At 42.3% G+C, this 25371-nt stretch carries 20 protein-coding genes; 7 read left to right on the top strand and 13 right to left on the bottom strand.

Translation table 11 applies throughout. The annotated features are described in order from the left end of the window. Positions 1 to 14 precede the first annotated feature (14 nt). Both BTO10_RS02470 and BTO10_RS02465 read left to right on the top strand, forming a co-directional pair. Positions 15 to 2441: a VolA/Pla-1 family phospholipase gene (locus BTO10_RS02470; RefSeq protein WP_105023451.1), complete on the top strand. Its 2427-nt coding sequence runs from the start codon at positions 15 to 17 to the stop codon at positions 2439 to 2441. Positions 2442 to 2661: 220 nt separating this feature from the next. Beyond that, positions 2662 to 3219, top strand: coding sequence for a PhnA domain-containing protein (locus BTO10_RS02465; RefSeq protein ID WP_102423169.1), 558 nt, complete (start codon positions 2662 to 2664; stop codon positions 3217 to 3219). A gap of 81 nt (positions 3220 to 3300) precedes the next feature. On the opposite strand, the gene BTO10_RS02460 is transcribed toward BTO10_RS02465, so the two are convergent. From BTO10_RS02460 to BTO10_RS02440, 5 genes are all read right to left on the bottom strand, one after another. Continuing rightward, positions 3301 to 4590, bottom strand: coding sequence for a DEAD/DEAH box helicase (locus BTO10_RS02460; RefSeq protein ID WP_105023450.1), 1290 nt, complete (start codon positions 4588 to 4590; stop codon positions 3301 to 3303). 190 nt (positions 4591 to 4780) lie between these two features. Next, complete coding sequence (locus BTO10_RS02455) at positions 4781 to 5521, bottom strand: DUF1223 domain-containing protein (protein WP_105023449.1); 741 nt, start codon at positions 5519 to 5521, stop codon at positions 4781 to 4783. Positions 5522 to 5672: 151 nt separating this feature from the next. Beyond that, positions 5673 to 5861 (bottom strand): hypothetical protein, encoded by a 189-nt coding sequence (locus BTO10_RS02450; protein WP_004738060.1) that lies wholly within the window; start codon positions 5859 to 5861, stop codon positions 5673 to 5675. Positions 5862 to 6173: 312 nt separating this feature from the next. Then, positions 6174 to 7175, bottom strand: a complete 1002-nt coding sequence (locus tag BTO10_RS02445; protein ID WP_105023448.1) for a TerC/Alx family metal homeostasis membrane protein — start codon at positions 7173 to 7175, stop codon at positions 6174 to 6176. A gap of 593 nt (positions 7176 to 7768) precedes the next feature. Continuing rightward, entirely contained in the window at positions 7769 to 9508 is a 1740-nt protein-coding gene (locus tag BTO10_RS02440) for a bifunctional metallophosphatase/5'-nucleotidase (RefSeq protein WP_105023447.1), read from the bottom strand. A gap of 238 nt (positions 9509 to 9746) precedes the next feature. Between BTO10_RS02440 and BTO10_RS02435 the strand changes: the two genes are divergently transcribed. Next, positions 9747 to 11462, top strand: a complete 1716-nt coding sequence (locus BTO10_RS02435) for an ATP-dependent endonuclease (RefSeq protein ID WP_105023446.1) — start codon at positions 9747 to 9749, stop codon at positions 11460 to 11462. Positions 11463 to 11645: 183 nt separating this feature from the next. On the opposite strand, the gene BTO10_RS02430 is transcribed toward BTO10_RS02435, so the two are convergent. Together BTO10_RS02430 and BTO10_RS02425 are read right to left on the bottom strand one after the other, a co-directional pair. Further along, positions 11646 to 12140 (bottom strand): DUF1097 domain-containing protein, encoded by a 495-nt coding sequence (locus BTO10_RS02430; RefSeq protein ID WP_004738068.1) that lies wholly within the window; start codon positions 12138 to 12140, stop codon positions 11646 to 11648. Between the two features lie 204 nt (positions 12141 to 12344). Continuing rightward, on the bottom strand, positions 12345 to 13250 hold the full coding sequence (locus BTO10_RS02425) for a LysR substrate-binding domain-containing protein (protein WP_105023445.1): 906 nt from the start codon (positions 13248 to 13250) through the stop codon (positions 12345 to 12347). 287 nt (positions 13251 to 13537) lie between these two features. Between BTO10_RS02425 and focA the strand changes: the two genes are divergently transcribed. Next, the gene (focA, locus tag BTO10_RS02420) at positions 13538 to 14989 is read left to right on the top strand and encodes a formate transporter FocA (RefSeq protein ID WP_105023444.1); all 1452 of its coding nucleotides are present in this window, start codon (positions 13538 to 13540) and stop codon (positions 14987 to 14989) included. A gap of 332 nt (positions 14990 to 15321) precedes the next feature. Here the strand turns inward: focA and BTO10_RS02415 are convergent, their stop codons facing one another. The 3 genes from BTO10_RS02415 to BTO10_RS02405 form a co-directional block, all read right to left on the bottom strand. Beyond that, positions 15322 to 15891 (bottom strand): YceI family protein, encoded by a 570-nt coding sequence (locus tag BTO10_RS02415; protein ID WP_004738072.1) that lies wholly within the window; start codon positions 15889 to 15891, stop codon positions 15322 to 15324. Beyond that, positions 15888 to 16427: a cytochrome b gene (locus tag BTO10_RS02410; RefSeq protein WP_102423165.1), complete on the bottom strand. Its 540-nt coding sequence runs from the start codon at positions 16425 to 16427 to the stop codon at positions 15888 to 15890. The genes BTO10_RS02415 and BTO10_RS02410 overlap by 4 nt, the downstream gene beginning before the upstream one ends. Before the next feature lie 152 nt (positions 16428 to 16579). Then, positions 16580 to 16825, bottom strand: coding sequence for a DUF2164 domain-containing protein (locus tag BTO10_RS02405; RefSeq protein ID WP_004738077.1), 246 nt, complete (start codon positions 16823 to 16825; stop codon positions 16580 to 16582). Positions 16826 to 17109: 284 nt separating this feature from the next. On the opposite strand from BTO10_RS02405, the gene BTO10_RS02400 reads away from it, so the two are divergent. Continuing rightward, complete coding sequence (locus tag BTO10_RS02400) at positions 17110 to 17745, top strand: hypothetical protein (protein ID WP_105023443.1); 636 nt, start codon at positions 17110 to 17112, stop codon at positions 17743 to 17745. A 572-nt stretch (positions 17746 to 18317) separates the two neighbouring features. After that, positions 18318 to 19055, top strand: coding sequence for an EAL domain-containing protein (locus tag BTO10_RS02395; protein ID WP_105023442.1), 738 nt, complete (start codon positions 18318 to 18320; stop codon positions 19053 to 19055). Between the two features lie 173 nt (positions 19056 to 19228). On the opposite strand, the gene BTO10_RS02390 is transcribed toward BTO10_RS02395, so the two are convergent. Genes BTO10_RS02390 through BTO10_RS02380 form a run of 3 tightly spaced genes read right to left on the bottom strand, consistent with a single transcriptional unit; the run spans position 19229 to position 24428 of the window. After that, positions 19229 to 22288, bottom strand: a complete 3060-nt coding sequence (locus BTO10_RS02390) for an efflux RND transporter permease subunit (RefSeq protein WP_105023441.1) — start codon at positions 22286 to 22288, stop codon at positions 19229 to 19231. Then, positions 22285 to 23340, bottom strand: coding sequence for an efflux RND transporter periplasmic adaptor subunit (locus BTO10_RS02385; RefSeq protein ID WP_105023440.1), 1056 nt, complete (start codon positions 23338 to 23340; stop codon positions 22285 to 22287). Before BTO10_RS02385 ends, BTO10_RS02390 begins: the two co-directional genes overlap by 4 nt. Further along, positions 23340 to 24428, bottom strand: coding sequence for an efflux RND transporter periplasmic adaptor subunit (locus tag BTO10_RS02380; protein WP_105023439.1), 1089 nt, complete (start codon positions 24426 to 24428; stop codon positions 23340 to 23342). The genes BTO10_RS02385 and BTO10_RS02380 overlap by 1 nt, the downstream gene beginning before the upstream one ends. 156 nt (positions 24429 to 24584) lie before the next feature. On the opposite strand from BTO10_RS02380, the gene BTO10_RS02375 reads away from it, so the two are divergent. Further along, entirely contained in the window at positions 24585 to 25307 is a 723-nt protein-coding gene (locus BTO10_RS02375) for a TetR/AcrR family transcriptional regulator (RefSeq protein ID WP_105023438.1), read from the top strand. Positions 25308 to 25371 lie beyond the last annotated feature (64 nt).

The raw sequence follows: 25371 nt of genomic DNA, 5'->3' as shown, positions 1-25371 counted from the left end.
CGGAATTACAAAACATGAAAAAGTTATTTAATGTTTCGCTGCTTGCTTCAGCAATGTTTCTTGCTGGTTGTGGTGACGACTCATCGAGCTCTGGCGCATCAACCGCAATTCAATATGAACAATATATTCAAGATTCACTTGCACAAGCGACTAGCATCAAGTTTCAGTTAACAGGTGCAGATGTCGCAGTTCCTCTTCCAAGCTTTGCGTTGATGGATACTACGGACGGCACACTGGGTCTGCCGACTAGCGGTGATGACTCATTAACCAACCCTATTGCCGCAATGAATACCATGGACGGTTGGTCAACCTCTATGCCGATCATCATGGATTTTGAAGGTGCTGGATTAGCGGATGGTGCTGCGACTGGTGGCGTTTATCTTTTAAAACTTAGTGGTTCACTTACATCTGAGACCACGCCAAGTGTTACAAAGGTATTGACTCTAGGTAATGATTTTGAGGTCGAATCTAGTTCTGCAACCGACACGTTCACGATCGAATTTAAAGATTCACTTGATGCATCCAGTGAATACGTGTTGGCACTGTCAAATGAACTTACGGATGTGAATGGTGACCCTGTTGGTATGTCAGCAAGTTACGCAGCACTTAAATCGAGTGCAGTGATTTATACCGAAGGTAGCCTTGCGCAAGCTCAACAAGTCACTCAAGGGGTTGAGAAGATCTTCGCTGGCGCGACAGCAGCAGGTGCAATTAACCTAGATACAGAGAACATCATTTATTCAACTTGGTTTACTACTGAGTCTGTTGGAGACACGCTATTTGCTACTAAAGGTGCTACGGCAACAGGATTGGCAGCGACAAACCTAAATGGTGTCTGGAAAGGCAGCGCAAACCCTAACTCTGTCGATCTCACGGCAGCTTACACAATGCAATTCGGTTCTACAGAACTGTTCACTACAGCATTAGCAAACGATACAGACTTTGATAAATATGTTGCAGGTGGCGACGCGACAACTATCGCTACTCTAAAGGGTGCGATTAACGGGCTATACGGTGGTACTGACAACGTTGATGTGACTCAGGGTTTTGTTCAGTTACCTTATTACCTAGAAACTAATACTAGCGAATGGAATTCTCAGCCATTTGAATCAGGTATGCCTAGTTTAGCTAAAGTATCAAACGCTTTAAGCGATGCTAGCGAGCAAGCTAATATGGCTGCTCAATTAGTTGCTGCAGGTATCGACACTAGTGTATTAGCGACTGACCAAACAGAACAGCTTAAACTGGTTGGCCTAAACCTTACTCTAGCAGATGGCTCACCGCTTGATAGCGAAAGGGTTATTACAAAATACTCTCCAGTTCCTCAGGTAAAATCATTAGAGTCTGTAGAGTTTTTGTTGTTTACACCTAATGGTGCAGATCCTACTGATGTGGTTATTTACCAACACGGTATAACCTCTGCTAAAGAAAATGCTTATGCGTTCGCTTACAACTTAGCGAGAGCTGGCGTTGCTGTTATCGCAATTGACTTACCAATACATGGTACGCGCAGTCTAGATGATACCCGTTCAGCAAACGCAGATGTGTTGGCTTACTTGAACCTTGCTAACCTTCCGGTAGCTCGTGACAACGTTCGTCAAAGTGCACTCGACGTAATGGGCTTAAGAGCTTCTTTAACTGCTTCTTTGCAGGCTGGTTTACTTGCTAGTTCACCTTTGAAAGCATTTGATGGCTCACAGGTTAAATTCTTAGGTCATTCATTGGGTGGTATTGTCGGAACAACTGCAGTGGCATCATCTAACCGTACGTTGGGTAGTGCGACTGCAGATGCTTTATATAGCTTCAGTGCTGCAGCTATTGAAAACTCTGGTGGACAAATATCTAACCTTTTATTGGGTTCACCGTTCTTTGGCCCGCAAGTTAAGCATAACGTAGCACTAGGCGCTTCTACTGAATACGCAAGTTTCGCTAGTGCTAACTGTACGGGTTTAACAGATCAAGTTTGTTATAACACGTTTGAAAGTAATGCAACTGCGGCACAAAAAGCAACAATGACCGCAGCATTCCAACAGTTCGCTTATGCGGCACAAACCGTGTTAGATACTGTAGACCCGTTTACTAATGCTGATTACTTGCTAGCAGCTTCAACTCAGATGCCTATTTATATGGGACAAGTACAAGACGATCAAACTGTGCCAAATACTGTTGTGGATGCACCGTTCGCTGGTACTACACCACTTGCTACAAAACTTAGCTTAGAAGTAGTAGATGGAAATAACACAACCCCAAACGGCACTAAAGACTTTGTTAAGTTTAGTGATGTGGCATCGCACAGTACATTTGTCGCTCCTCAAGATGACACTACGCCTATGCCATTAGATTTAAACCATCACATTAGCATGCAGACACAAGCTACAGATTTCTTGGTAGACAATGCTTTATCAGCAGGCTCAGTTAATGGAGCGGTATTGGAACAATAACTCTCCTTCACTGAAACCAAATGCCAGCCTAACCGCTGGCATTTTTATATCTATAGCCAACCAACCTTCCCTAGTTAACCGTTTGCATAAAACTTTAAAACACAAATGGTTGATCTCAGCTAAAATTAATCAAGACAGAATACCGTACGACCTCTTTCTTTATTGTAAATAAAGTGGATAATAGCCCCGTAAATTAATACCTAATAAATGTGAGTCCATTATGTCTTCTGAAGCTACTATGCTAGAACGCTGCCAATCTAAATGTGAACTATGTGGTTCTGATTCTTCTCTTACTGCATACGCAGTACCGCCACACAGCCACGTAACAGTGGATCACGGCATCATGGTATGTGATAAATGTCTTGGGGAGATTGACGAGCCTAAAGATATTAACCACTGGCGCTGCCTAACTGACAGCATGTGGAGCCAAGAAGCTCCTGTTCAAGTAACAGCATGGCGCCAACTAACTCGTCTTAACTCAGAGAGCTGGGCTCAAGACGCGCTAGATATGATGTACATGGAAGAAGAAACATCAGTATGGGCACAAATTGGCATGTCTGCTGATGACAAGCCCCTTGATTGCAACGGCGTTGAACTTAAAAAAGGTGACGACGTAACAGTAATCAAAGACCTTCCAGTTAAAGGCACTAATCAAGTAATTAAACAAGGTACTGTTATCCGCGGTATCAGCGTTGGTGATGATCCTAAGCTTGTTTCTGGTAAAACTAACGGCGGTCAATCAATGTACGTAATCGCTGAGTTCTGTCGTAAGAAGTAATCTCGCATTAAGTATCTGATAAAAATGAAAAGGCGCTCGATTGAGCGCCTTTCTTGTATCTACTATCCAACTATTTTCAATTTAGTTGTTCTTCAGCCACACATCTTGGTTTTGTGCCGCTTTCTTCTTCTTTTTCTTCTTGCCTGTGCCAGCAGGTGGTGCAACGGGTTTAAGCGCTGCAATCAGTTCAGCTACCGCTTCTGCATCGACTTCAAAGCCTTCGATTTGCTCACGCTCAAGACGAATCTTGTTCTTCTTCTCGATGATTTTGAAATGATGGTAGTCTTCGTGATCGATCAGAGATAGCGCTAAGCCAACCTCACCGGCACGACCACTTCGGCCAATACGGTGCATGTAATCTGATGGGCTACGCGGTAAATCAAAGTTGATAACAACTGGAAGTTTTTCGATATCCAGACCACGTGCTGCGATGTCTGTCGCGATCAAAACGTCGATCTCGCCAGATTTGAAATCTTCTAGGATACGAGTGCGAGAACCCTGCCCTTTATCGCCGTGGAAGACTTCTGCAATAATACCGCGCTTATAAAGCTTGTCTGCTAGGTGTTCACAGCTGTTCTTTGCATTCACGAAGATCAGAGCTTGGCGCCATTCGTGTTGTTTAATTAAATGCGCTAATAGAGCGGTTTTACGACCTTTCTCTACTTCGAATACACGCTGAACCAGTGTACTTGCGTTCGCGCTTTGCAGTTGAACCTCTAGAGGGTCATTGAGTAGCTCTTCAGTTAGAGCTTGAACTTGCTCCGGGAAGGTTGCTGAGAACAACAGAGTTTGCTTCTTGGTTGGCAATAGCTTCAAGATAGCGCCTAGTTCTTCTGTAAAACCAAGGCTTAACATACGGTCGGCTTCATCAAGCACTAGTGTTTTCACTTTATCAAGCTTGATGGCGTTGCTTGAAATTAGGTCAAGCAGACGGCCTGGCGTCGCCACTAAGATATCCGTACCGCCGCGTAACGCTTGCATCTGCGTGTTCACAGACACACCACCAAATACACAAACGGTCTTAATCGCGCCGTTAAAGTGAACAGCGTAAGACTTAACGCTGTCAGCAACTTGCTTCGCTAGTTCACGAGTAGGCACTAAGATAAGACCAGAAACGAAGTTACCTTTGCCCGAACGACGGTCTAAAGGTCCGCCTGCGTGGATCTGTTGTAACAGAGGAAGTGCAAATGCAGCGGTTTTACCAGAGCCAGTATTCGCGCCTGCAATCAAATCGCGTCCTGCTAACACACTAGGAATAACTTGCGCTTGGATGGGTGTTGGCTGTTGATATTCAAGCTCACTAAGACGAGCCATCAGTGGAGAAATTAAGCCAAGATCAGAGAAGTTGGTTGGTGTCGTGGTGTTAGTCATTAATTGCAGGAACTCAAAGCTAAAATAATAGCGCGCTATATTAACGTACTTCTGCACTATTACGTAACTAAATCGCCTCTTTCCCACCAGTTACAGCAAATTAAACCAATTCACACTCTATGAAGAACGACAGCGCGACCAACTTTATCGTCTCCATAGGTTGTTTGCCGTAGATTTGCTTTACGCAGACCTAGTTTAACCACTCTGCTACCGTTTGTTCAGGTGCATACGAGTTGAGCTCTGTTAGCCACACTGCAATGGCATCGGGTTTGGCGACTAACGGCGTGAAATCCACATTAAATTGCCATTTCGATTCACCACGCTGGTAACCATCGCAAACTACGACAAAATCGTGCTCTAACTTCTTACCTCTATTTTCCCCAGCTTTAACACTCGTGACTTCATTCATCGCCAATAGAACGATATGAGCCACGTAGTCACCTTTACCTTCATAACTGACGCTGAAGGTCTCACCTTTATGAATTACCGTCAGCTTGGGATTATTTTGTTGTGGGAGTGAAGGCAATGTACGGTCGAGCCAGTTGAAGTAGCCACGCCACTCCTTACCGTCAACAACAAAACCCGGCGTATAGACCCCGCTTGTTACCCCGTATGCTTTGTATAGTCGCTGTTTCTGACTAAAGGCCTTACTCGCGAATTTATCTCCCCACCCTAAGTAATCCCAATAGTCGACGTGATACGCGAGAGGAATAACTTGTGTCCAAAGTGCTGGGCCGTCTTCAAATGTACTTAGATACGCATCTGCGGGAGGACAACTAGAACAACCTTCTGACGTGAACAGTTCAATAACCTGTGCTGGTTGCCCTTCGTGGCTCCAAGTTTGCGCTGCCGACACTGTAGAGTAAAAGCCGATCAGTAAGGCAAATAAGCAGAGTTTAATCAATCGTGAGTTGTATTTGGCGTGTGACATACCGTGATCCTTATAGAAGCTACTTATCTAAAGACCGCGGCACATAACTCTTTCTTTCAGAAACCAAGTTATTTAGATACAAAAACGCCAGCTTGAGGAGCTGGCGTTTTTAAATTCTTTATTTCTTTTATTCTATGCGTTTACGCTTAGATTAACGGTTAATACCGATATCGCGCTGCATGTGACCAGATAGGTCGCTTGCGTAGTAACTACGTGGAGAGTTGTCTACGAAAAGAATATCAAAAATGTGTGCAATCAATCCTTTGAAGTTAACCGAGTAGGTCTTCTTATCCATAGAGTTAAGAACAGCGATAGTATTCATTTGTACTGCTTGAGCCATGATTGCCTCTCTATAAATTTGTTTGTATGTTTCGTTCTGATGACAAGAATAATAAGTGATTTTTTGCAGGTTAAAAAATGACTAAATTTAGATTTTAAGATTAGTTTTTCTAATGAAACAAACCATTAACAAGCCCCCAAAATACCCATTCAGTAACGGTGACTAATAATTCATTATAATGCTTAAATCATGCATTTAGTCTAAAAAGACCACAAACAAAAGTGGTCAATGTCACATAAAATTTACATAAATAAATTTCTTGCTTCATTGACCACGTGTTAGTTATCGAGTTTTCGATAAGTTATATTTGTTTTAATTTACTTGTCCAATAGCTGGCTTCTTTGCATAAATCGACGCTATAACCGCAATCGTCATGGTAGAAACCAATACCGCTAAAGACCAGTATGTCGGGATAGCCCACTCGCTATCAACCAATAGCATTTTCACACCAATGAACACCATGATGAATGAAAGTGCAGGCTTCAAGTAGATGAACTTGTCCATCATTCCTTGCAGTACAAAGTACAAAGTACGTAAGCCAAGCAATGCAAACACGTTAGCTGCAAGTACCAAGAATGGTTCTTGTGTTACCGCGAAGATCGCTGGGATAGAGTCCAAAGCGAACATTACGTCCATAACCGCTATCGCACCTATCACCAACATCATTGGTGTAAGCACCCATTTTGCACCTTGTTTGATCATCAATGCTGGGCCATGGAAATCTTCTGTCACTGGCATAATTTTGCGAAGTAGCTTTTCAGGTAGTGTATTCACACTCTCCTCTTCGCCCTTGTCTAATGCTAGTTTGATACCTGTACCAATCAGGAACGCAGCAAACACATAAAGCACCCAGTGGTATTCAGCGAGTAATTGCGCGCCTAACGCGATCATGATTGCACGTAACACCAACGCACCAATAACACCCCAAAGAAGCGCACGAGGTCTTAGATGTTCAGGAACTTGGTATTGCGCGAAGATCATCGCAAACACGAATAAGTTATCGACACTAAGTGATTTTTCCAACAAGTAACCAGTGATAAATGACACGGTCGCTTTCTGCGCTGTGTAATCACTGTTTGGCGCGTAAATATCCCAAAACAGGTAGATAGAGCCTGCAAACAAGAATGCTAGCAAGAACCAGAAAACACTCCAGATTGCCGCTTTTCTGATTGTGACGTTGCCACCACGAGTCTGATAAATATCAATAGAAACGAGAATGACCGTCAGTAGGAAAAAGCCCACATACGTCGTCATGATTGGCGATGAAAAAAAGGATTCACTATTGGTAGATAATAGAGATTGAGTTGAGTTCATTATTCCTCCGGGCGGAAGAACTGTTCAAAGACCTTCCGCAAACAAAACATATCAAGCTCCACGACGGATCTTGATTGTGATTGCGTTGGTCTCGTTGAAGTGAAATATGGGATTTCACCTTTACGCACCGGATAGACACCTGGTCTAACGAGATGACGATACGTAAACTTGCGCTAACTACTCCCCAAACGCGTGGATAATATTCCGCAAACTTTGTTTCGTCTAGATAAATTTTCAGGAATTAATAAAAAAGGAGCAAAGCGCTCCTTTTTTATTTGTGCCCGTCTGTCAATAAGAGACTCGTATTGATTCCGACAATACCACTCATGGCGATAGCTTGCTCTGAAGCCTGCTAACAACACGTTAAATACCATTCGTTCAGTTATTGAGTCTCGTTAAGATGCTGAGCCTAGGTATGCTATATGCCCGCCATTGGAACGAGATATACCAATGCAGACCAAACAGAAACCCAGCCAACAACAGCGGCTGCATCCAACCAATCTTTCCTATTCATGCTTTGCCTCCACAGGAACTTGCCCTAGAAACTAAGCATAAACAGTGCCAATTTTATAAATGGTTCATTTTGCGAATGTTTACCTAAAACACTCCATGCAATTTAGTGGCTCTTTATATTTTAGTGACTCTGGATTGTCTTGTAAGAACGCAATAAAACAGTCGGCCATCGAGTAAGTCGTTACGATACCGTCACCGATCATATCCAGTACAGCGTTGTAACCCTCTTTTCCTTTCATTGTGTAAGCCGAAGATGTACCTCGGTAAACACGTTCACGGGAAACTGGCTGCCAACCTGACTCTTCTGAATGAATTTCCAAGTGATGGATACGATGCCCGATTGGCGCTTCTTTGTGGTAACAAAACCTCAAGTTATGGGTATAAGGAAAGCTACCAGATCCTGTCCCCACTACGCCGTTATCCAACGCATTATTAATGGCACCTTCTAGCATAGCGGCAATGGTCTCGCCTCTTACCTCATACATTCCAATAGGTACGGCAAACGGTAGTAGCTTTCCGGCAATATCGGCAACGGACACATCACCACTATTAAGTGAGTTTCTTACCCCACCAGAGTTATGGATGGCGAAGTCTACCTGATGACCTTTTTTGTTCATAAAATAGAGGAATGATTGTGCGACGAGCGGTGCAAGTTGGCTTGGTCCGTTTTCGTCAGGGATTCGAACATGGCGAAGCTTTGTGACTGCATGAGCAATTACTTGTTGCTGCAGTTTACGGACCCTAGGCTGATACTTATCCGTAAGGATGCTTTGTAGCTCAGGATCTTTCTTACATACCGAGATGTTCGGGTGATTATTAAGATACTCACACGCCATATCATGAGCATCGTCCTGCCCAACCTCACTCAACTTAGCATCTATAAATAGTCGACGCCCTAACAGTAATTCATTTTTACCTTTGAACTGAATCACTTTACCCTGTGAATCAAACTCTATTTCGCAATGGCCGAGGCTCATTGCGTGGAAGCCAGCTTGCACGACGTAGGTGTCGCCCACTTTAACGCCGTAGTCATCGTCCTTAACCAGGCCGATATCTGAGAAGTCCCCTTGTAAGCGGTGGCTGTGCCCGCCAACAATCACGCCAATACCAGATACATTAGCTGCAAGCTCTAAATCGGCTTCGTAGCCAAGATGACTGAGTAAAACAATTTTATTGATACCGGCTTTATGAATTTGTTCTATGGTCGCTTTCGCTGTTTCTAGGACATTTTCAAATGGTGTATCGATATCAGGGTTTGCAATGCTGGCCATCTTATCGATGCTTAAGCCGAAAATAGCGACTTTTTCGCCATCGAACGCCTTCGTTATAAAAGAAGCACTTTGCGTTTCAGTTAAGTAAGGCTTAACAATTTCGTTGTCCGCTAACGTATGAGTTTTATTGATATCCTCATTCGACAAATTCCAGTTACCAGCTAGGAGTGGAAATTGGATCTTCTTTGCGAACATAGCCACAGGTTTATTACCCATGTCCAACTCGTGATTGCCAAGGGTCATTGCGTCTATATTCAGCGCATTGAGTAGATCGGCGTTGGCTTTACCTTTGAAGAGTGAGAAGTACAAAGTGCCTTGAAAGCAGTCCCCAGCATGAAGAAAAAGGGTTCCAACCTTTTGTCGCTGAGCGTCTTGTTGAATCTGTTTAAAGCGTGTTGCAATTCGAGCGAAACCACCGGCACTGACATAAGGTTCAATGATGCGGTTGTTCATTTTAAGTGATAGCTGTAATGACGTTGGTTCAAAGTATGAGTGGGTGTCGTTGATGTGTGCCAACACAATCTTTGTCGGCTTATTCTTTTTAGTCATATTTTCTTCTCTCTTTGTCCCTTCATACTAGGTCGGGAATCATGACAGAATCGTGAATTTTATGAAACTGCACTGCAAAAAAATACTCGATATAGATCAAAAACCTCATTTAGCGGCGTATAAACAAAGAGTTGGTTTTGTGACAGATGAGCATACCGATTATCTATTTTTCGATTATGATTAAAGATATCTGTTAGCTTTCAAACAATTAGCAGAGCCTTCCGTTAGGAGTAAGCCTATGCAACTAGAAAGAATCGAGATTTCTGGCTTTCGAGGTATCAAGCGCATGTCATTGGCGTTTGACGAGCTAACCACGCTTATTGGTGAAAATACTTGGGGTAAGTCTTCATTACTTGATGCTCTTTCCGTCGTTCTTCCTTCAGACGGTGTGCCATACCACTTTGAAATGACCGATTTTCATGTCGATTACTCAGTTTCACACCCGCAGTCTCAACACCTCCAAATAGTTCTGTCGCTCAAAGCCAACGACAAGAGCGAATTGAATGCAGGCCGTTACCGCAAGCTCAAGCCCATCTGGGTCCAAGACGAATTTGGTGTTTATCGCATTTATTACCGAATCAGCGCGACGTTGGAGCAATACGAAACCACTACCCACTATGCATTCTTAGGGTTAGATGGTAATCCTCTCAAACTGCACCATTCAGAAAAGCTCGCACAAGAATTGATGACCTTGCATCCAGTCATTCGCTTACGCGATGCAAGGCATTTTGATCGCCCTTTCAACGCTAAGTCGGTTACGCCAAACGGAAACGGAAGTTCAAACAACGGCAATGGCAATGGCAATGGCAATGGCAATGGCAATGGCAATAATGGTAACCCGCGCCAAGCCAGAATCGAAAAACGAATCGATAATACCTGCCGTCGTCTAATGGCGATCCCTGGCCATGTAAACAAAGGTGAGATGCGTAGTAGCTTACAGTCAATGCAAAGCTTGGTTGAACACTACTTTTCTTTCAAAAGTAATTCTCGTCGTAACCCAAGAAAGCAAAGGGATGGATTGCTCTATTCTGCTGGTGCTAACGACCAGAGTATCCATCAGCTGGTAGAAGAAACCAATAATAAACAAACACGCCTGTTGTTTATGGGTTTATTAAACGCTTATCTCCAAGCCAAAGGGCCAAACGAATTGAGGCGTTGTGCACGTCCACTTTTGATCCTCGAAGATCCCGAAGGTCGATTGCACCCTACTCACTTAGCAAGAGCCTGGAGCCTGATGCAAAAGTTGCCAATGCAGAAAATCCTCACGACCAACAGTGGTGAGTTACTGGCCGCAGTTCCATTGCAATCAATTCGCCGTTTGGTTCGTCAATCAGACAAAACCATCGCCAATCAATTGAACATGAATCACTTTAGTAAAGATGAACTAAGGCGAATTGGTTTCCATATTCGGTTCCACCGCTCTGGTGCACTGTTCGCTCGATGTTGGTTGTTAGTCGAAGGAGAAACAGAGGTTTGGCTGTTTAACGAGTTGGCCAATCAATGCGGATATAACCTTGCAGCCGAAGGTGTACAGATCATTGAGTTTGCACAGTCTGGACTAAAAGCGCTAATTAAAGTCGCACAAGAGTTTGGAATTGATTGGCACGTAGTTACTGATGGTGATGCGGCAGGTAAAAAGTACGCCGCAACCGTTCATTCTAAGCTAGGTAACGACCAAGAGCGTCACCGCTTAACCGAGCTACCTGATAAAGACATCGAACACTATTTGTATATGAATGGGTTTGAAAGCTTTTTCAGGGACATGGTTAAGATCCCATATGACCACCCTATTCCACCGAAAAAAGTGGTGGCTAAAGTATTGAAGAAACATGCAAAACCTGACCTCGCTTTGGCGATTGTTTCTCACTGTGAAGATCGCGGCCAAGAATGTATCCCACTTCTGTTGAGGTGGACGTTAAAACGAGTGATCACCATGGCAAACGGGAATACCTAGGTCTTTAGCTGTACTGATAGACGGTATAAGTACTTCTGCGAAAAAGCTAAGTGAATTATTACAACCACCAAAATCAAAAAAGGCACACCAAATGGTGTGCCTGTATAAATTGATATACAAATTAATTGGGGGTTATCTTGCAAGAGTTCACAGTAACTAGAGCATCATTGCTTAACGTATTCGTTAGGCTTTTGCTTGCTTAGCGTGTTGTTCAACCACTTCCGAAGATTGAGTTGATTTTGCGTGAAGCCACAAGCCCGTTGCTTTCATTAAGTATCCAAACACGCCACCAAGCAGCAAAGAAGGCACAACCAGTTGCCAATCACCACCTGCAGCAAATGTCGCGCAACAACCAATGAAGGTTCCTGGGATATATCCTAACCACGCTTGTTTTGCTTGAATACACATAAAGAAAGCGACAATAGCAGTAATTACATAGCCGAGAATCTCTAACCCAGCGAAGGTAGAGCTTTCGATGATTACCATTGCCCAGAATACGCCTGTCATGTTGGTTAATAAGCTACCCGCCAACCCTTTAACACCACCGGTTGGCGAAGCAAAATAGCTGGTGCAACCTAAGAAACCCGCCCATGACAATAAGCCAAAAGAGATAGCTATCCATCCCCAAAGACCTGACAAAATACCTGTTGTTAATGAAATCGCGACTAATGTACTCATACTATTTCTAAAGCCTGATTACGTTATTAAACGTAACCGGTTTTAGCCTCACTTAAAATCAAGTAAGCATACTATGGTAAGAACGCCTTCTTTTGGACGATCGTGATCACATTAATAATGTACGCGAATGTGCATTTATCACCAGATAGAGACCGGAATCGCTTATTCAACACATTTGGTTATTAGCATTTTATCAAATTGCCGCTATAGAACGGACGGTTTGCCTTTCATCATGCGCTTGCCTTCGCGCTTAATACATTCAGCAAGCGGGTTTTCTGCCATGTCTGCACGCCAAATGAATGAAAGCGTACGTTCCATTTCTAGCTCGGGCACATTTAAAGTAACCAGTTGGCCAGATTCAACAAACTGCTCGACATCGAGATAAGGTAAGCACGTTAAATATGGACCGTTTACTACCAGACTTCTTAAAACGGGAACGTGTTCATACTCTCGCCAAACATCGAGATCGCCAATTAAATGATGAATAGAGCTATCAAAAACTTTGCGAGTACCAGAGCCGTGTTCACGCAACACCCACTTTGCTTGTTCTAACTGGGCCAAGCTGACACGTTCACGCTTCGCAAATGGATGATGAGCCGCAGCCACAACCGTTAGATGGTCGGTACACCAAACTTCTTGATGAACTCGGCTGTCATCGCAGCGACCTTCGATAACGCCGAGGTCATATTTGTAATCTAACACCCCATCGATAACTGCGTCGGTACTTTGTACGCCGAGCGAGATTCGCATCTCTGGAAAGTCATTATCAATAATACTGATGAGGTCTGGAACGAGGTGTTCTGCAGGCGTTTGACTCGCACCTAATTTGAGCTCTCCACTCAATAAATGCTGCTCGTAAAATCCCATTTCAATTTGCTGGGCATCTTGCAGCAAACGCTTCGCTTTTGGTCTCAGCCACATACCCCAGTGAGTAAGCGCCATTTGCTTACCTTGCCTTTCAAATAAAGGCCTACCAAGCATTTTTTCCAACTGTGCAAGAGACATACTTGTCGCAGATTGAGTCAACGCCAACTTGTCCGCCGCAATACTTACACTCCCGGAATCGGCTACTGCATCAAATACCCCGAGCTGCTTTAATGAATAACGCAAATTTCATCCTTAATTCTTTTAATTATCAGTGTCCTATTGCTCTGTTTTTGTTAAGCCGATGAGCAATCAATTTCATTCTACTCGTAACCCAAGCTATATCAATAAATTTGATGTGGTTTTTAAAAATTATCAATTTTACCTCTATCGACCACCCCCCTAATCTGGAATGGCAGGACACAATGAGACCTGCAAAACATCACTGCTTAACCATCACTGCTTAACCATTACGGATTAAGCAAGTCATTAACACTAGGAATTACATATGACGGATTGTTCAAGGGGGGGATATGGCAACCAGCACTTCTGAAAATCATCAACTGTTCTCACCAACTGAAATGATGGCGGAAGCAGAAAAGTTTGCATTAAGCAAAGCAAATAAAACCAGCAGCATGACTTTAAGTTTAGCGATCATGGCTGGTGCATTCATCGGGCTTGCTTTTTTATTCTACATCACTGTGACCACAGGCAGCGCAGATGCTGGATGGGGTTTAAGCCGCTTAGCTGGCGGGCTCGCGTTCAGTATGGGTTTAATCTTGATTGTGATTTGTGGTGGTGAGCTATTTACTAGCTCAGTGTTATCAAGCATCTCGTGGGCCAACAAGCAAATTACCTTCACTAAAATGCTGTCTATCTGGGGCAAGGTGTATGTTGGCAACTTTATCGGTGCCATGTTCCTTCTGGCCTTAGTAAGCGCGGCAGGTCTTTATCAGTTGGATGGCGGGCAATGGGGTTTAAACGCTCTAAATATTGCTCAACACAAACTACACCACAGCCCTGTTCAAGCTTTCGCTTTGGGTGTGCTTTGTAACTTATTGGTGTGTTTAGCTATTTGGTTAACGTTCAGCTCGACAAACGCAATGACCAAAGCCATGATGACCGTGCTACCCGTAGCAATGTTTGTTAGCTCAGGCTTTGAACACTGTGTGGCGAATATGTTCATGGTGCCTCTAGGCATCTCGATTCAAGCATTCGCACCAGAAAGCTTTTGGTTACAAATCGGTGCAACGCCAGCTCAATACGCAGACTTAAACATCATGCAATTTGTCACTGCAAACTTAATACCCGTGACAATCGGCAACATCGTGGGTGGCTCGGTGTTGGTCGGCTTAGCCAACTGGAGCATTTACCGTCGTCCACAACTAAAAGCAGCAAAAATTACCGCTATTACACAAACAACAGAAATCACGTCAGTTAAGGAAATCACTATGAACACAGCAACAACTATCAAGCAAATCATGAACACTCAGCCAATTACACTAAGCGTAGAGATGCCTACATCAGTGGCAATTGATTCACTTTTAGACGCTCAACTTGTTAGCGCTCCTGTTTGCGACGTTGAAGGTCGTCTTGTTGGTATCTTCTCTGTTCATGACGTAATGGTTGACTTATGGTGCCAAGACTACATCCCAACTAAAGGCCAAAAAGTCGTAGACCTAATGAGCCGTGACGTTGTGGCCATCGATGCAAACGACAAGCTAGTTGATGTGGCTGAGTTCCTATGTATCGACAAAGAGCAACTGTACCCTACTACTAGCATGGGCTTTGCGACTCGACTGACTTCTCTTTCTCTAGAGGAACGAGCTAAAGCGATGAAAGTAAGCCAACCACACATGCTTCCAGTATTAGAAAACGGTGTAATGGTGGGTGTTCTCACTCGAACTGAGGTGATGCAAGCACTTCGCCCTATTTACGGTGATCGTCTAAACGTGGTTGCTGAAGCTGAATTAGAAACAGCATAACTAGTTAATCGTCAAACTGACAACGGTTTAGCTAGGAATAATTTAGCTAGCAATGCGATGTGCGAAGGTAAAGGTAATCGATTAGGGATTAGTCGCTTACGTAAATGGATCAGTCATAGCAACGTTGACTGACTAATAGTAAATGGTGGCTTAAGACGCTACTAAAGATTTGACACAAAACAGATCAAAACGCGTTGCCATTTACGTTAATAAAAAGGCGCAAAGTGAATACTTTGCGCCTTTCGTTATTTCAAATTGTCGTGTTTAGGTATCTAGTGAACTTTGAAATTCGCTAAAAGATTGATACCTACAAACGCCCACTAATTGCGAGATTATTTCTTGATACCTTCAACGTGTAGATCCATATCTACATAGCTTGAAGCACCCATTACTGGAATGTTGAAGTCAGCAAGTTCTAGGCGAGTTGTACCAACGAAACCAGCACGCTCACCGCCCCATGGGTCTTGACCAGCACCGATGAATTCAGCTTCGATAACGATTGGCTTAGTTACACCGTGAAGTTTAAGATCACCCATAACTTCAAGTTTGCCGTCGCCTTTATCAACAACTTTCGTGCTGTTGAATGTAGCATCTGAGAACTTACCAGCGTCAATGAAATCAGAGCTACGAATGTGCTTATCACGCTCAGCATGGTTAGAGTCTAGACTCGTTGTATCAACAACAACGTTTACTTTTGATGCTTCAACGTTGTTTGCGTCATACGAGAAATCACCAGAGAATGTGTTAAAACGCCCTTGGATAAAGCTGTAACCTAGGTGGCTAACTTTAAAGTTAACTGATGCGTGTGCACCTTTTGTATCAATCACGTAATCAGCAGCGTTAGCAGCGAAAGGCATTGCCATAGCGAATGCTAATCCTGTAGCGATAATTGACTTTTTCATTTTGAAGCTCCTATCATTTTTCGTAGCGTATCGTCTTTGTCGATAACGTGGTGTTTTATCGCCGCTAAGGCGTGCACTGATGCCATAATGATCAGTACCCAGGCAGCATAGTAGTGAACCGTTCCTGCAAGATCAGATTGATTTGCAAATAGTTCGCCCATACTAGGCACGGTGAACCAATTGAAAACATCGATCCCACGACCATCTGATGTAGAAATCAAATAACCAGAAATAAATAAAACCGCTAAGTTAAGGTACATAAAGCCATGAGCAATTTTCGCAGCTACAACTTCGTAAGCTTTACCTTCTACTTTCGGTGACGCGGTAACTAACTTCCAAACCAAGCGAACTACAGTAACAACAGCCAAAAGAATGCCTACCGAACGATGGTAGTCTGGTGCTGTTTTGTACCACTCGCTGTAATATGAAAGGTCAACCATCCACAGGCCAACGCCAAATAAACCAAAAATTGTTAGCGCTGAAATCCAATGCATCGCTCTTGCTAAAGGGTTGTAATTTCTAACGTTGTTTTCCATACATCTATTCCGAAAGTTAACGAGTCGTGTAGTTTTCAAAGCGTACCCTACACTAAGTTTCTGTAACATAGTATTTACCAAGCTTTACATTGGTAACATCATTTCAAATTAAACGAGTTATTCAAAATTTTTGAACAAGTTTGGACACAACGTTAGATTTCAACGATTTGCTCAATCTCATAAAGCTCATCTGAGATATCCATCATCTTTCGTTCCATAACCTTTTGTGCGTCTTCTATCCCCTTGTTGTAGTAAACCGCACCAAACTTTTTACTGATGAAGTCAACCAAGAATTCAGCGTCGAACTGACCAAGTTCCACATCAAGTTCATCCTGAAGGTACTTCTGAAGCGTATGGGTAAGTTCTGACTTCTGTTTCGAATCTAATTGAATGGTCATTAACGTGTCCAAATAAAATGTAAGTAGAAGAATTCTGATTAACTGACTAAGCTTAAGTTAACTCGCAGCTACTTAGCTAACTAACCAAATCCATCTAACTGATTAGAATTCCTCATAATTTAGAATACAGGCCTACGAAGTGCCAGTGCTATCCAGAAAATCGCTCGGCAAACGCTAATTTTGATATAGGGATCAAGAACTCGGACTTTGCTAATAGGTAATGGCACATCAATTACCGTACTATTGCCCATCAATAAGATAGTAACTATGTATAAGGGACTTCATTGTTATTAGATCTCGTGATTAAAAGCGTTAATCAGTTTCAAGACGATTGCCTAAAGCTTTGTGAACACCATTACCCTACTGTGCACAACCAAGGGATCAGTGAACATCACATAGGCAAGGCATTTGCACGCCGAATGGAGCACACCTTCATTACCTTTAATCATGCAAGTAACATCAGTCCTTTAGAAATGCTTTCTTCTGGAGATAACCCACGACACTTTCGAATCTCGTCTGAGATCGGGACCGTCTGGATGATCAGCCATCATATGGTCAGCGCGGGAAAGACCTGTCGTAAAAAATTGATGTTAGATATTCATAACTGGCAACAGGAGTATGGGTTTGCAATTCAACCCAATGACCTCTTGATTATCGTGTCTGACCATTGGATTAGCCGCAGCAAGAATAGTGGAGAGTTACTGCACTGGTGGATGGGCGAGTTGCCTGATGAGATAAACGAGTACAGCCAGCAAGGTATTACACTTAGAGAGAGCGATTCTCAATTCGCTGCTGACCTAAACAATAACTTTAGGATTAGCCCCTGTTTTATAAAATTTGGCCATCCCTTAAAACGTTCAGTTAATCAGCAATTAGTCCGCAAGTACCTTCAGCTTTATGCGGTACTTCAGTGGCAATAAAATATCGGTCAGTTTTTCTCTTTGTACTTAAAATACAAATTCTAGACCTTCATCCCAATATTTTAAAAAAATCTATTTTTCATGCGCTCATTATTTATCCAAAAGTTAACTTAGGTTAAATAATAACAACTTGGTGTTTTTAATGTATTTTGAGAAGTAGATATCATTTCTATGCAAAGATCAAAGCTGTTCGATTTTACAACTTTGACATTCACTCGTAGTCTGGTCCTTTAACCCTACTTTTCTCTTGTGTATAGCCCGTATTGCCTTAAATTGGTGCATCATGATATGGACAATGTTACTCAGCTGATTGATTCACAAAAACTATTAATTGTGGTTAATAATAAGTAACTTTAATGACTAACATCCATTATCATGCTGATTTTTCGTTAATTATATTTATTTATACATTGATCCGGCAAATAAGTTTTATTAATTGACAATTTACTTACACCTGTCAATATTGTGACAGCCGTGACTTTTATGTCCGTCAATGAATTACCCCCTTACTAGCGAATATGATTTTATCAGACAGAAGTGAATTTATTAGCTGTATATCAGTAGATGCCGATATGCAGTTTATTGCTAAATATCAAGACCTCACTCTAAGAAGCGTCTATCAACCTATATTTGACCGTTCTATGTGTCAAATAGGTGTAGAGGCTTTAGTGCGAATCTCTAATAGTAATGGCGAAAGTGTTCGCCCTGATCACTTCTTTCATTCAGACGAAACCTCTAATGCGGATAAAATAAACGTTGAAAGGTTGAGTCGCGCAATTCATATCCGTAACTTTGCTCAATCGACGGTCCGTCACCTTCAACTCTTTTTGAATGTTCTGCCAAATGTAGGCGAACTCTTTGCCGCACAAAAAGTAAGCGAAAGCTTATTGGCTAAAAGACTCCACGAATTAAACCTATCCTGTGACCAAATTGTCATGGAACTCGTTGAACTAAGCGTCGATAGTGAAGAAAAGCTCAAATTGGCAGCAACCTCCCTTGCAGACAACGGCTTCCAAATCGCTGTCGATGACTTCGGCACTCAAGCATCTACAGAAAGCCGCGTGTTACATATTGCCCCTCACATCATTAAAGTCGACCGCTCCGTCATGCTTAAGTTTGAGGAGGGCGATACGTCCGATATGGAGCTTGCTATGTCTCTTGCTGAGTCGATCAACGCGAAAACGGTGATTGAAGGTATTGAAACTCAGCAACAGCTAGAAAGTATGCAGGAATTAGGATTTGATATGTTCCAGGGCTACCACTTAGCGATGCCACAATCGATTGAACTCGACTTACAACTTGCCATGTAATTCGCCTCCTCCTTTTTTCACTCTACTCAGTACTGATTGAATCCCAATACCACTTAATGCTCGGCTTTGGCTCCGGTTTGCTCTCGCCTGAGCATTTTAAATTCAATTTGACACAAAAAAGCCCAGTCAAAATTGACTGGGCTGGCTTAAAAGAATCTTTTTTATATCAATCCCTAATAACCCGCAGTGGACGGTTTGATTCTATATAGGATAGCGAACATCACAGGTACTACTATTAGCGTTAGTACTGTGGCAAAGCCTAAACCTGCCATGATGGTAATCGCCATCGAGCCAAAAAATGCATCGAATACCAAGGGGATCATGCCTAAGATTGTCGTAAGTGCAGCCATAGATACTGGACGTACGCGACTAATCGCACTGTCAACAACCGCTAAGTATGGATCTTTACCTGTAGCAAGTTCACTGTTGATCTGATCAAGCAGTACAATACCGTTCTTCAGAATCATACCGCTGAGGCTTAATAAGCCCAAAATCGCAGTAAAACTGAAAGGAAGATTGGTCGCAAGAAGTCCAAACGAAACTCCGATAATAGACAGTGGTACCATTAACCAAATGATGAGTGGTTTACGAACTGAATTAAATAAGAATATGGTCACAATAAACATCAAAAGGTAACCTTTTGGGAGAGAATTAAATAGTGATGACTTGGCATCGGTTGATGTTTCATACTCTCCCCCCCACTCCAGACTGTATCCATCTGGCAGTTTGATCTTTTCAATCTCTGGCTTTACTCTTGCATACAAGCTAGCAGCTGTTTCACTACCCAATATATCGTGATCAGCAAGAACGGTTAAAGTACGTTTTCTATCTCGACGCTGAATTAATGGTTCAGACCATTTCAGCTCTACACCATCAATCAATTGTTCAACAGGTATATAGTTTTGTAGCAATGGGCTCCATATTTTAACGTTATGAAGCGAATCATAGTCGAGGCGTTCGCTTTCAGGGAGACGTGCAATGATCGGTAGTTTATGAGTACCATCACGTATCAACCCTATATCTACACCTCCAAATGTCATTTTTAATGCTTTAGATAACTCTACTTTGGATATACCATAACTACGCGCTTTGGACTCATTGAATAATGGAACAAGCTCTTTGGTTCGTTCTCGCCAGTCATGACGAACATTTTTAGCTCCTTGGTCAGCTAATAGTATATTTTCAACCCTAACTGCGATGCTTCGGAGAACTTGAGGATCTGGTCCAATAATGCGAGCTTCAATTTTTGACGTTGGTGACGGACCAAAATCTAAAAGTTTCAACTGAAATGTAGGAAATTCAAATTTTCGGCTTAATTCTGCATCCAAGACTCTGATGACCTCAAACATACTCTCTCGATCTGTCGTCCGTATTTGAAACTGAGTGTAGGCCTCGTAGCTTTGTTCAGGTTGATAAGTCAACATAAAACGTTGCATACCCCGACCGACTGTAGCTGTTACAAACTCTACGTCTTCTTGTTTACGAATAAAGCGTTCAACTTTTTCAGCCTGGTTAATCGTTTCACGAATATCTGTGCCTTCTGGCATCCACATATTAACAAAAAATATTGGTGTTGCTGGGGTCGGAAAAAACTGCTTCTTGACCATACCAAAAGCCATAATCGATAGTACAAGCAACGAAATCATGCTAACAACGGTTAGCCACCTGAAACGCAGAGCGATCTCTAAAAACGTACTGAACGCTGCGAATAAAATACCCTTATATGGTTCCGAATGTCCGTCTTCCTGACTCTCTTCATTGAACAACATTTCAGCAAGAAATGGCGTTATTGTGAGTGCCGTAATCCAACTTAAAAACAACGAGAAACACAGTACCCAAAATAGTGAATTCATAAACTCACCGGTTGGGTCATTTGATAAGCCAATTGGAGCAAAAGCAGTGATTGAAATTATGGTTGCGCCCAATAAAGGCCACTGACTCTGACTAACAACTTCTTTAATTGCTTGAAGCTTAGTCTTCCCTTTTTTGATACCTACCAGTATTCCTTCTACAACCACAATCGCATTATCGACTAGCATGCCCAATGCAATAATTAACGCCCCCAACGAGATTCGGTGCAATTCAACGTTGTTAAAATCCATCAAAATAAAAGTACCAAATACTGTAAGTAATAGCACCACACCAATGAGCAAACCACTGCGCAGACCCATAGCGAAAAACAAAACAAATATCACAATCGCTACGGCTTGCGCTAAGCCAATCAGAAAATTAGTAACCGCACGGTCGACTTCTAAAGGCTGGTTATAGAAGTAATCTAAATGTACACCTGCGGGCTTAATACTTTTTAAGCGCTCAAGTTCAGCATCTAAAGATTTGCCAACCTCCACCACGTTTACGCCAGATGAGAAAGCAATACCTATATTTATCGCTGGTTGACCATTGTACGTTAATACATTTACCGGCTTTTCCTGCACACCGCGTGTAACCTCGGCAACATCTTTTAATCGAATTAGATTGCCAGTGTCACGACCATGAATGATTAGGTTCTCTAATTCTTCAACTGTGCTCAAAGTTCCGCTAGGTTTGATAGTGAGGCTTTGCCCATTCACCATGATTTCACCGGCCGATATTACTCTGTTCTGATTTGCTAATAAGGAGGTCACCGTAGAAATATCTAGATTCAATGCCGCCAACTGCTCCAGTGACAACTCGACAAACAGTTGTTCTTCTTGATCGCCAGTGATACTTACTTTACCGACACCATCAACCAATTCTATTTCACGCGTTAGATAATCTGCATAATGTTTGAGCTCTATCTGATCATAACCATATCCAGTTAACATGAGCATCACACCGAATACGTCACCGAAGTCATCAATAACCTGCAAGGAACTCACACCTTTCGGCAAACTTTCTTTTAAATCATTAATTTTTCTTCTCATCTCGTCCCAGATTTGAGGTAACTCGTTCGCACTGTAAACTTTTTTCATAGTTACTTTAATTTGCGACATACCATCGGATGAAGTAGAAGTGATCTTATCAATATAGGGAAGTTGTCTTATTGCCTTTTCCAACGGGTAGGTTAGTTCCTCTTCAACTTCCATTGATGTTGCGCCTGGGTAAGTTGAAATTATCAATGCATCTTTAATGGTGAAAGCTGGGTCTTCTAGACGGGAGAGATTGCCAAAAGACGTTATGCCGCCGACGAATAAAATGAAAAGAAATAACCAACTGATAACTTTGTTTTTAATTGAATATTCTGCAATGTTCATTTTGCTTTTCCTAATAAATACATTCCTTCACGCAATTTTTCTAGACTCGAATTTATAAGCACGTCACCTCGTTCAACGCCATGCGAAATTAATGCGCCTTGACCACTGATTTTTTCGACTTCGACTTCACTCTTGAAGGCTTGTCCATTCTCTATTTTCCAAACGCAAAACTGGTTCGCTTCTACGCACGCTGCGAGTGTTGTCATTGGCAATTGGTAACCTTGAACAACATTAAGACCAGCATTGGCCATGTCGAAATTAACTGTCGCGCTTGTTCCTGGTAGAATTTCACTTTCAGGCTGTTTCATCTGCATCCAAAACTCGTAAGTGCGAGATTGTGGGTGCAGTTCACTGGTATGTTCCAAATATGTCAGCGGGTATTCCCCTTTGTGTCCACCAAATGTCGCCTTCGGACGATAGCTATTCGAACGCATGTCAGGGCTAATTGACGCTAAGAACGAATCTGATACCTGTATACGCACATACACTTTGTCGTTTTGGTACAAGCTTAATAACGTTTCACCCGGTGTCGCGTTTTCAAAACGTTGTTTGTTCACGGTCGAAACGGTGCCTGAAAACGGTGCAAGCAGCCTAGTATAGTCGAGCTTTCGCTCCGCTGATGCCAAATTAGCGGAGGCTAGTTTATAGTTAGCTGTTAACTGATCGAGCTCAGATTGCGATACCATTTTATTGGTAAGCATTTCGTTACCTCGCGCGAGTTGCTTCGTGGCGAGTTCAAACTGTGATTTAGCGTTAGTCAGCTCTTGGATGTAAATCACATTATCTAAGGTTGCGAGCAGCTGCCCTTTTTCTACAACATCACCGGCTTCTACCATTACTTGTTGAATCTCACCAGCAAGCTTGAATGAGAGTGATGTAAGTTCTGCTGGCATTGCCTGACCATTGAAACTTCGGTTTTGTTCGGTCAATGGTGTGCCCACTTCAAAAGTAGAAGCCAACAGTGGGGCGGGAGCTCGATGCAGTGTTCTATCGTTACAAGCCTGTAAAAAAAGGATTGATGCTAAAACCGAGATTGAATTAAGACAATTCATTAAATACCTTCCTCATGTAGCCATGCTTTTACTTGTTGTCCTTCATATAAAACATCAACGCCTGCTTCAACAATTAGGTCGCCAGACGAAAGACCATCAACCACATTCCCTTGTTTATTCAGGGTCACTTTAACTTTAGAAATCAATTGTGAATCGGCGTTGTAACGCCACAACTCACCATATTTCTCGTCTTTGTCTAACCAAGCTGAATCAACAATGACAATGCCCAATTCTGATCTGTTTTTCTGCACTTCAACTTGCGCTGTCATACCCGACAGTAGATTGATAGCTTCAGGTTTTTCGAAAGAGACCACCGCTTGATAACTGTTGGTATCTTCGTCTGGTTGAGTAGAAATTTCTTTAAAGCGTGTAGGAATACGAACACCACGATGGCTATCCATTACTACCCACATATTTGAACCGACAAAATCTTGAATCGAGCGGTCTTCAAGTTTAGAAACTGGAATAGAAAACCTCACATCCATTTCATCATTATTCAAAATATTAACAACAGGCTGTTTCTCGGCAATTAATTGATATTGCTTACCAAACACCATGGAAACCACGCCATCAAATGGTGCAACTAACGTGGTGTAATCAAGGTTTGTTTTCGCTTGCTCTAACTCAACTTCAGCAGTCGTATAGGTGTTAACGGCTTGGTCGTAATAATCGGCACTCACAAGCTTTTTCGAGTACAACTCTGATACCTGTTTGTATTGACTATTGGCTAAGTCGAATTTAGCTTGCGCTGCATCGACTGCAATTCGGTAATCCGTTGGGTCTAATACTGCTAAAACCTCTCCTTTCTTAACATTTTGTCCCATACGAACATTAAATAAATCAATGTCGCCTCCTACTCTGAACGACAATGCAGCACGTTCAGTCGCATCGATCTTTGCGATAAAACTATCGGTTTCAACATCCGTTCTCGGAGGTATTTCAAATAACTTTACAGGCGGAATAACCTGAGCATTTTCTTCTGACTGAACTTTATTACATCCGCTCAGCGAACCTGCGAGTAACAGTGCAAAGACCACCGCACCTAATTGCTTACTCGCTTTGGCTTGAATAGACACCTTGGATTGCATTTTGCGTCTCCATTTAATTATTATGATTTACTACACAGATGTGCAGTATATTAAAAACCTTCAGATTCTCAAGTTTTACTTTCCAACTGTGCAGTATTTTTTATTTGAGTAAAAACAGTGTAGAATGTGGTAATTAGATAAATCTGTGAATTGAAGATGACTGAAAAGAAACAAGGTAGAAGAAGCGCAAAAGACGCTGAAGAAACTCGATTTCAAATATTGAGAGTTGCGGCTGAGATGTTTTGCGATTTAGGCTACGAGCGCGTGTCGTTACGTAATATTAGTGAAAAAGCTGGCGTATCACATAGCTTGATCCGACATCATTTTGGCAGTAAAGATAGGATCTGGTATGCGGTAAGTGATTGTTTACATGACTACATTCAGCGTTATATAAATAAAATAATGGCAGAGTTACCTAAAGATGCCTCGCCAAACGTTTCTATTTACTTATTCGTTATGCGTCTATTCACTACAATGGTCCACTCAAAAAAACCAATACAGTTCCTCTCTTACGCAGTGAAGCAAGAAGATAGTTTAATTGACTACTTTATAAGCAACGTAGATACTGTTGAGCACGAGCTTTCAAGCCTAGCTAACGCACATAACGCTCTGTCCTCTCAAAAGCCCGTCAGTATCTATGAAATAAAATGGCAAATGCTTATGTATGCAAACGGCGCTGTTTGCTTAACCCCATTCATGGAGAGAGCATGGAATGCTGACGGAGTGAAAACTTCCCAGGAAGGAGCACTGTTAAACCACTGGAGAATGTTTAACGAGCAAATGATAGAGAAGTTCAATGTGGATTGTAAGTGGGCCTTAAATCCTATTTCTATTGAAGAGCTTATGTATGATATACCTTGTATATGGAAATACGAGTAATACCACTATTAATAAGCATTTAGTACAGTTATTTTGAAAAACATACGCGTTATTACCTGATTCT

This window comes from Vibrio chagasii (assembly GCF_002954585.1).
In the GTDB taxonomy this organism is placed as follows: Bacteria; Pseudomonadota; Gammaproteobacteria; order Enterobacterales; family Vibrionaceae; genus Vibrio; species Vibrio chagasii_A.
This window is presented reverse-complemented; position numbering and strand designations above follow the sequence as displayed.

Coding starts and splice junctions, on each gene's coding strand:
- BTO10_RS02470 (WP_105023451.1), top strand. CDS start 15: ATGAAAAAGTTATTTAATGTTTCGCTGCTTGCTTCAGCAATGTTTCTT.
- BTO10_RS02465 (WP_102423169.1), top strand. CDS start 2,662: ATGTCTTCTGAAGCTACTATGCTAGAACGCTGCCAATCTAAATGTGAA.
- BTO10_RS02460 (WP_105023450.1), bottom strand. CDS start 4,590: ATGACTAACACCACGACACCAACCAACTTCTCTGATCTTGGCTTAATT.
- BTO10_RS02455 (WP_105023449.1), bottom strand. CDS start 5,521: ATGTCACACGCCAAATACAACTCACGATTGATTAAACTCTGCTTATTT.
- BTO10_RS02450 (WP_004738060.1), bottom strand. CDS start 5,861: ATGGCTCAAGCAGTACAAATGAATACTATCGCTGTTCTTAACTCTATG.
- BTO10_RS02445 (WP_105023448.1), bottom strand. CDS start 7,175: ATGAACTCAACTCAATCTCTATTATCTACCAATAGTGAATCCTTTTTT.
- BTO10_RS02440 (WP_105023447.1), bottom strand. CDS start 9,508: ATGACTAAAAAGAATAAGCCGACAAAGATTGTGTTGGCACACATCAAC.
- BTO10_RS02435 (WP_105023446.1), top strand. CDS start 9,747: ATGCAACTAGAAAGAATCGAGATTTCTGGCTTTCGAGGTATCAAGCGC.
- BTO10_RS02430 (WP_004738068.1), bottom strand. CDS start 12,140: ATGAGTACATTAGTCGCGATTTCATTAACAACAGGTATTTTGTCAGGT.
- focA (WP_105023444.1), top strand. CDS start 13,538: ATGGCAACCAGCACTTCTGAAAATCATCAACTGTTCTCACCAACTGAA.
- BTO10_RS02415 (WP_004738072.1), bottom strand. CDS start 15,891: ATGAAAAAGTCAATTATCGCTACAGGATTAGCATTCGCTATGGCAATG.
- BTO10_RS02410 (WP_102423165.1), bottom strand. CDS start 16,427: ATGGAAAACAACGTTAGAAATTACAACCCTTTAGCAAGAGCGATGCAT.
- BTO10_RS02405 (WP_004738077.1), bottom strand. CDS start 16,825: ATGACCATTCAATTAGATTCGAAACAGAAGTCAGAACTTACCCATACG.
- BTO10_RS02395 (WP_105023442.1), top strand. CDS start 18,318: ATGCAGTTTATTGCTAAATATCAAGACCTCACTCTAAGAAGCGTCTAT.
- BTO10_RS02390 (WP_105023441.1), bottom strand. CDS start 22,288: ATGAACATTGCAGAATATTCAATTAAAAACAAAGTTATCAGTTGGTTA.
- BTO10_RS02385 (WP_105023440.1), bottom strand. CDS start 23,340: ATGAATTGTCTTAATTCAATCTCGGTTTTAGCATCAATCCTTTTTTTA.
- BTO10_RS02380 (WP_105023439.1), bottom strand. CDS start 24,428: ATGCAATCCAAGGTGTCTATTCAAGCCAAAGCGAGTAAGCAATTAGGT.
- BTO10_RS02375 (WP_105023438.1), top strand. CDS start 24,585: ATGACTGAAAAGAAACAAGGTAGAAGAAGCGCAAAAGACGCTGAAGAA.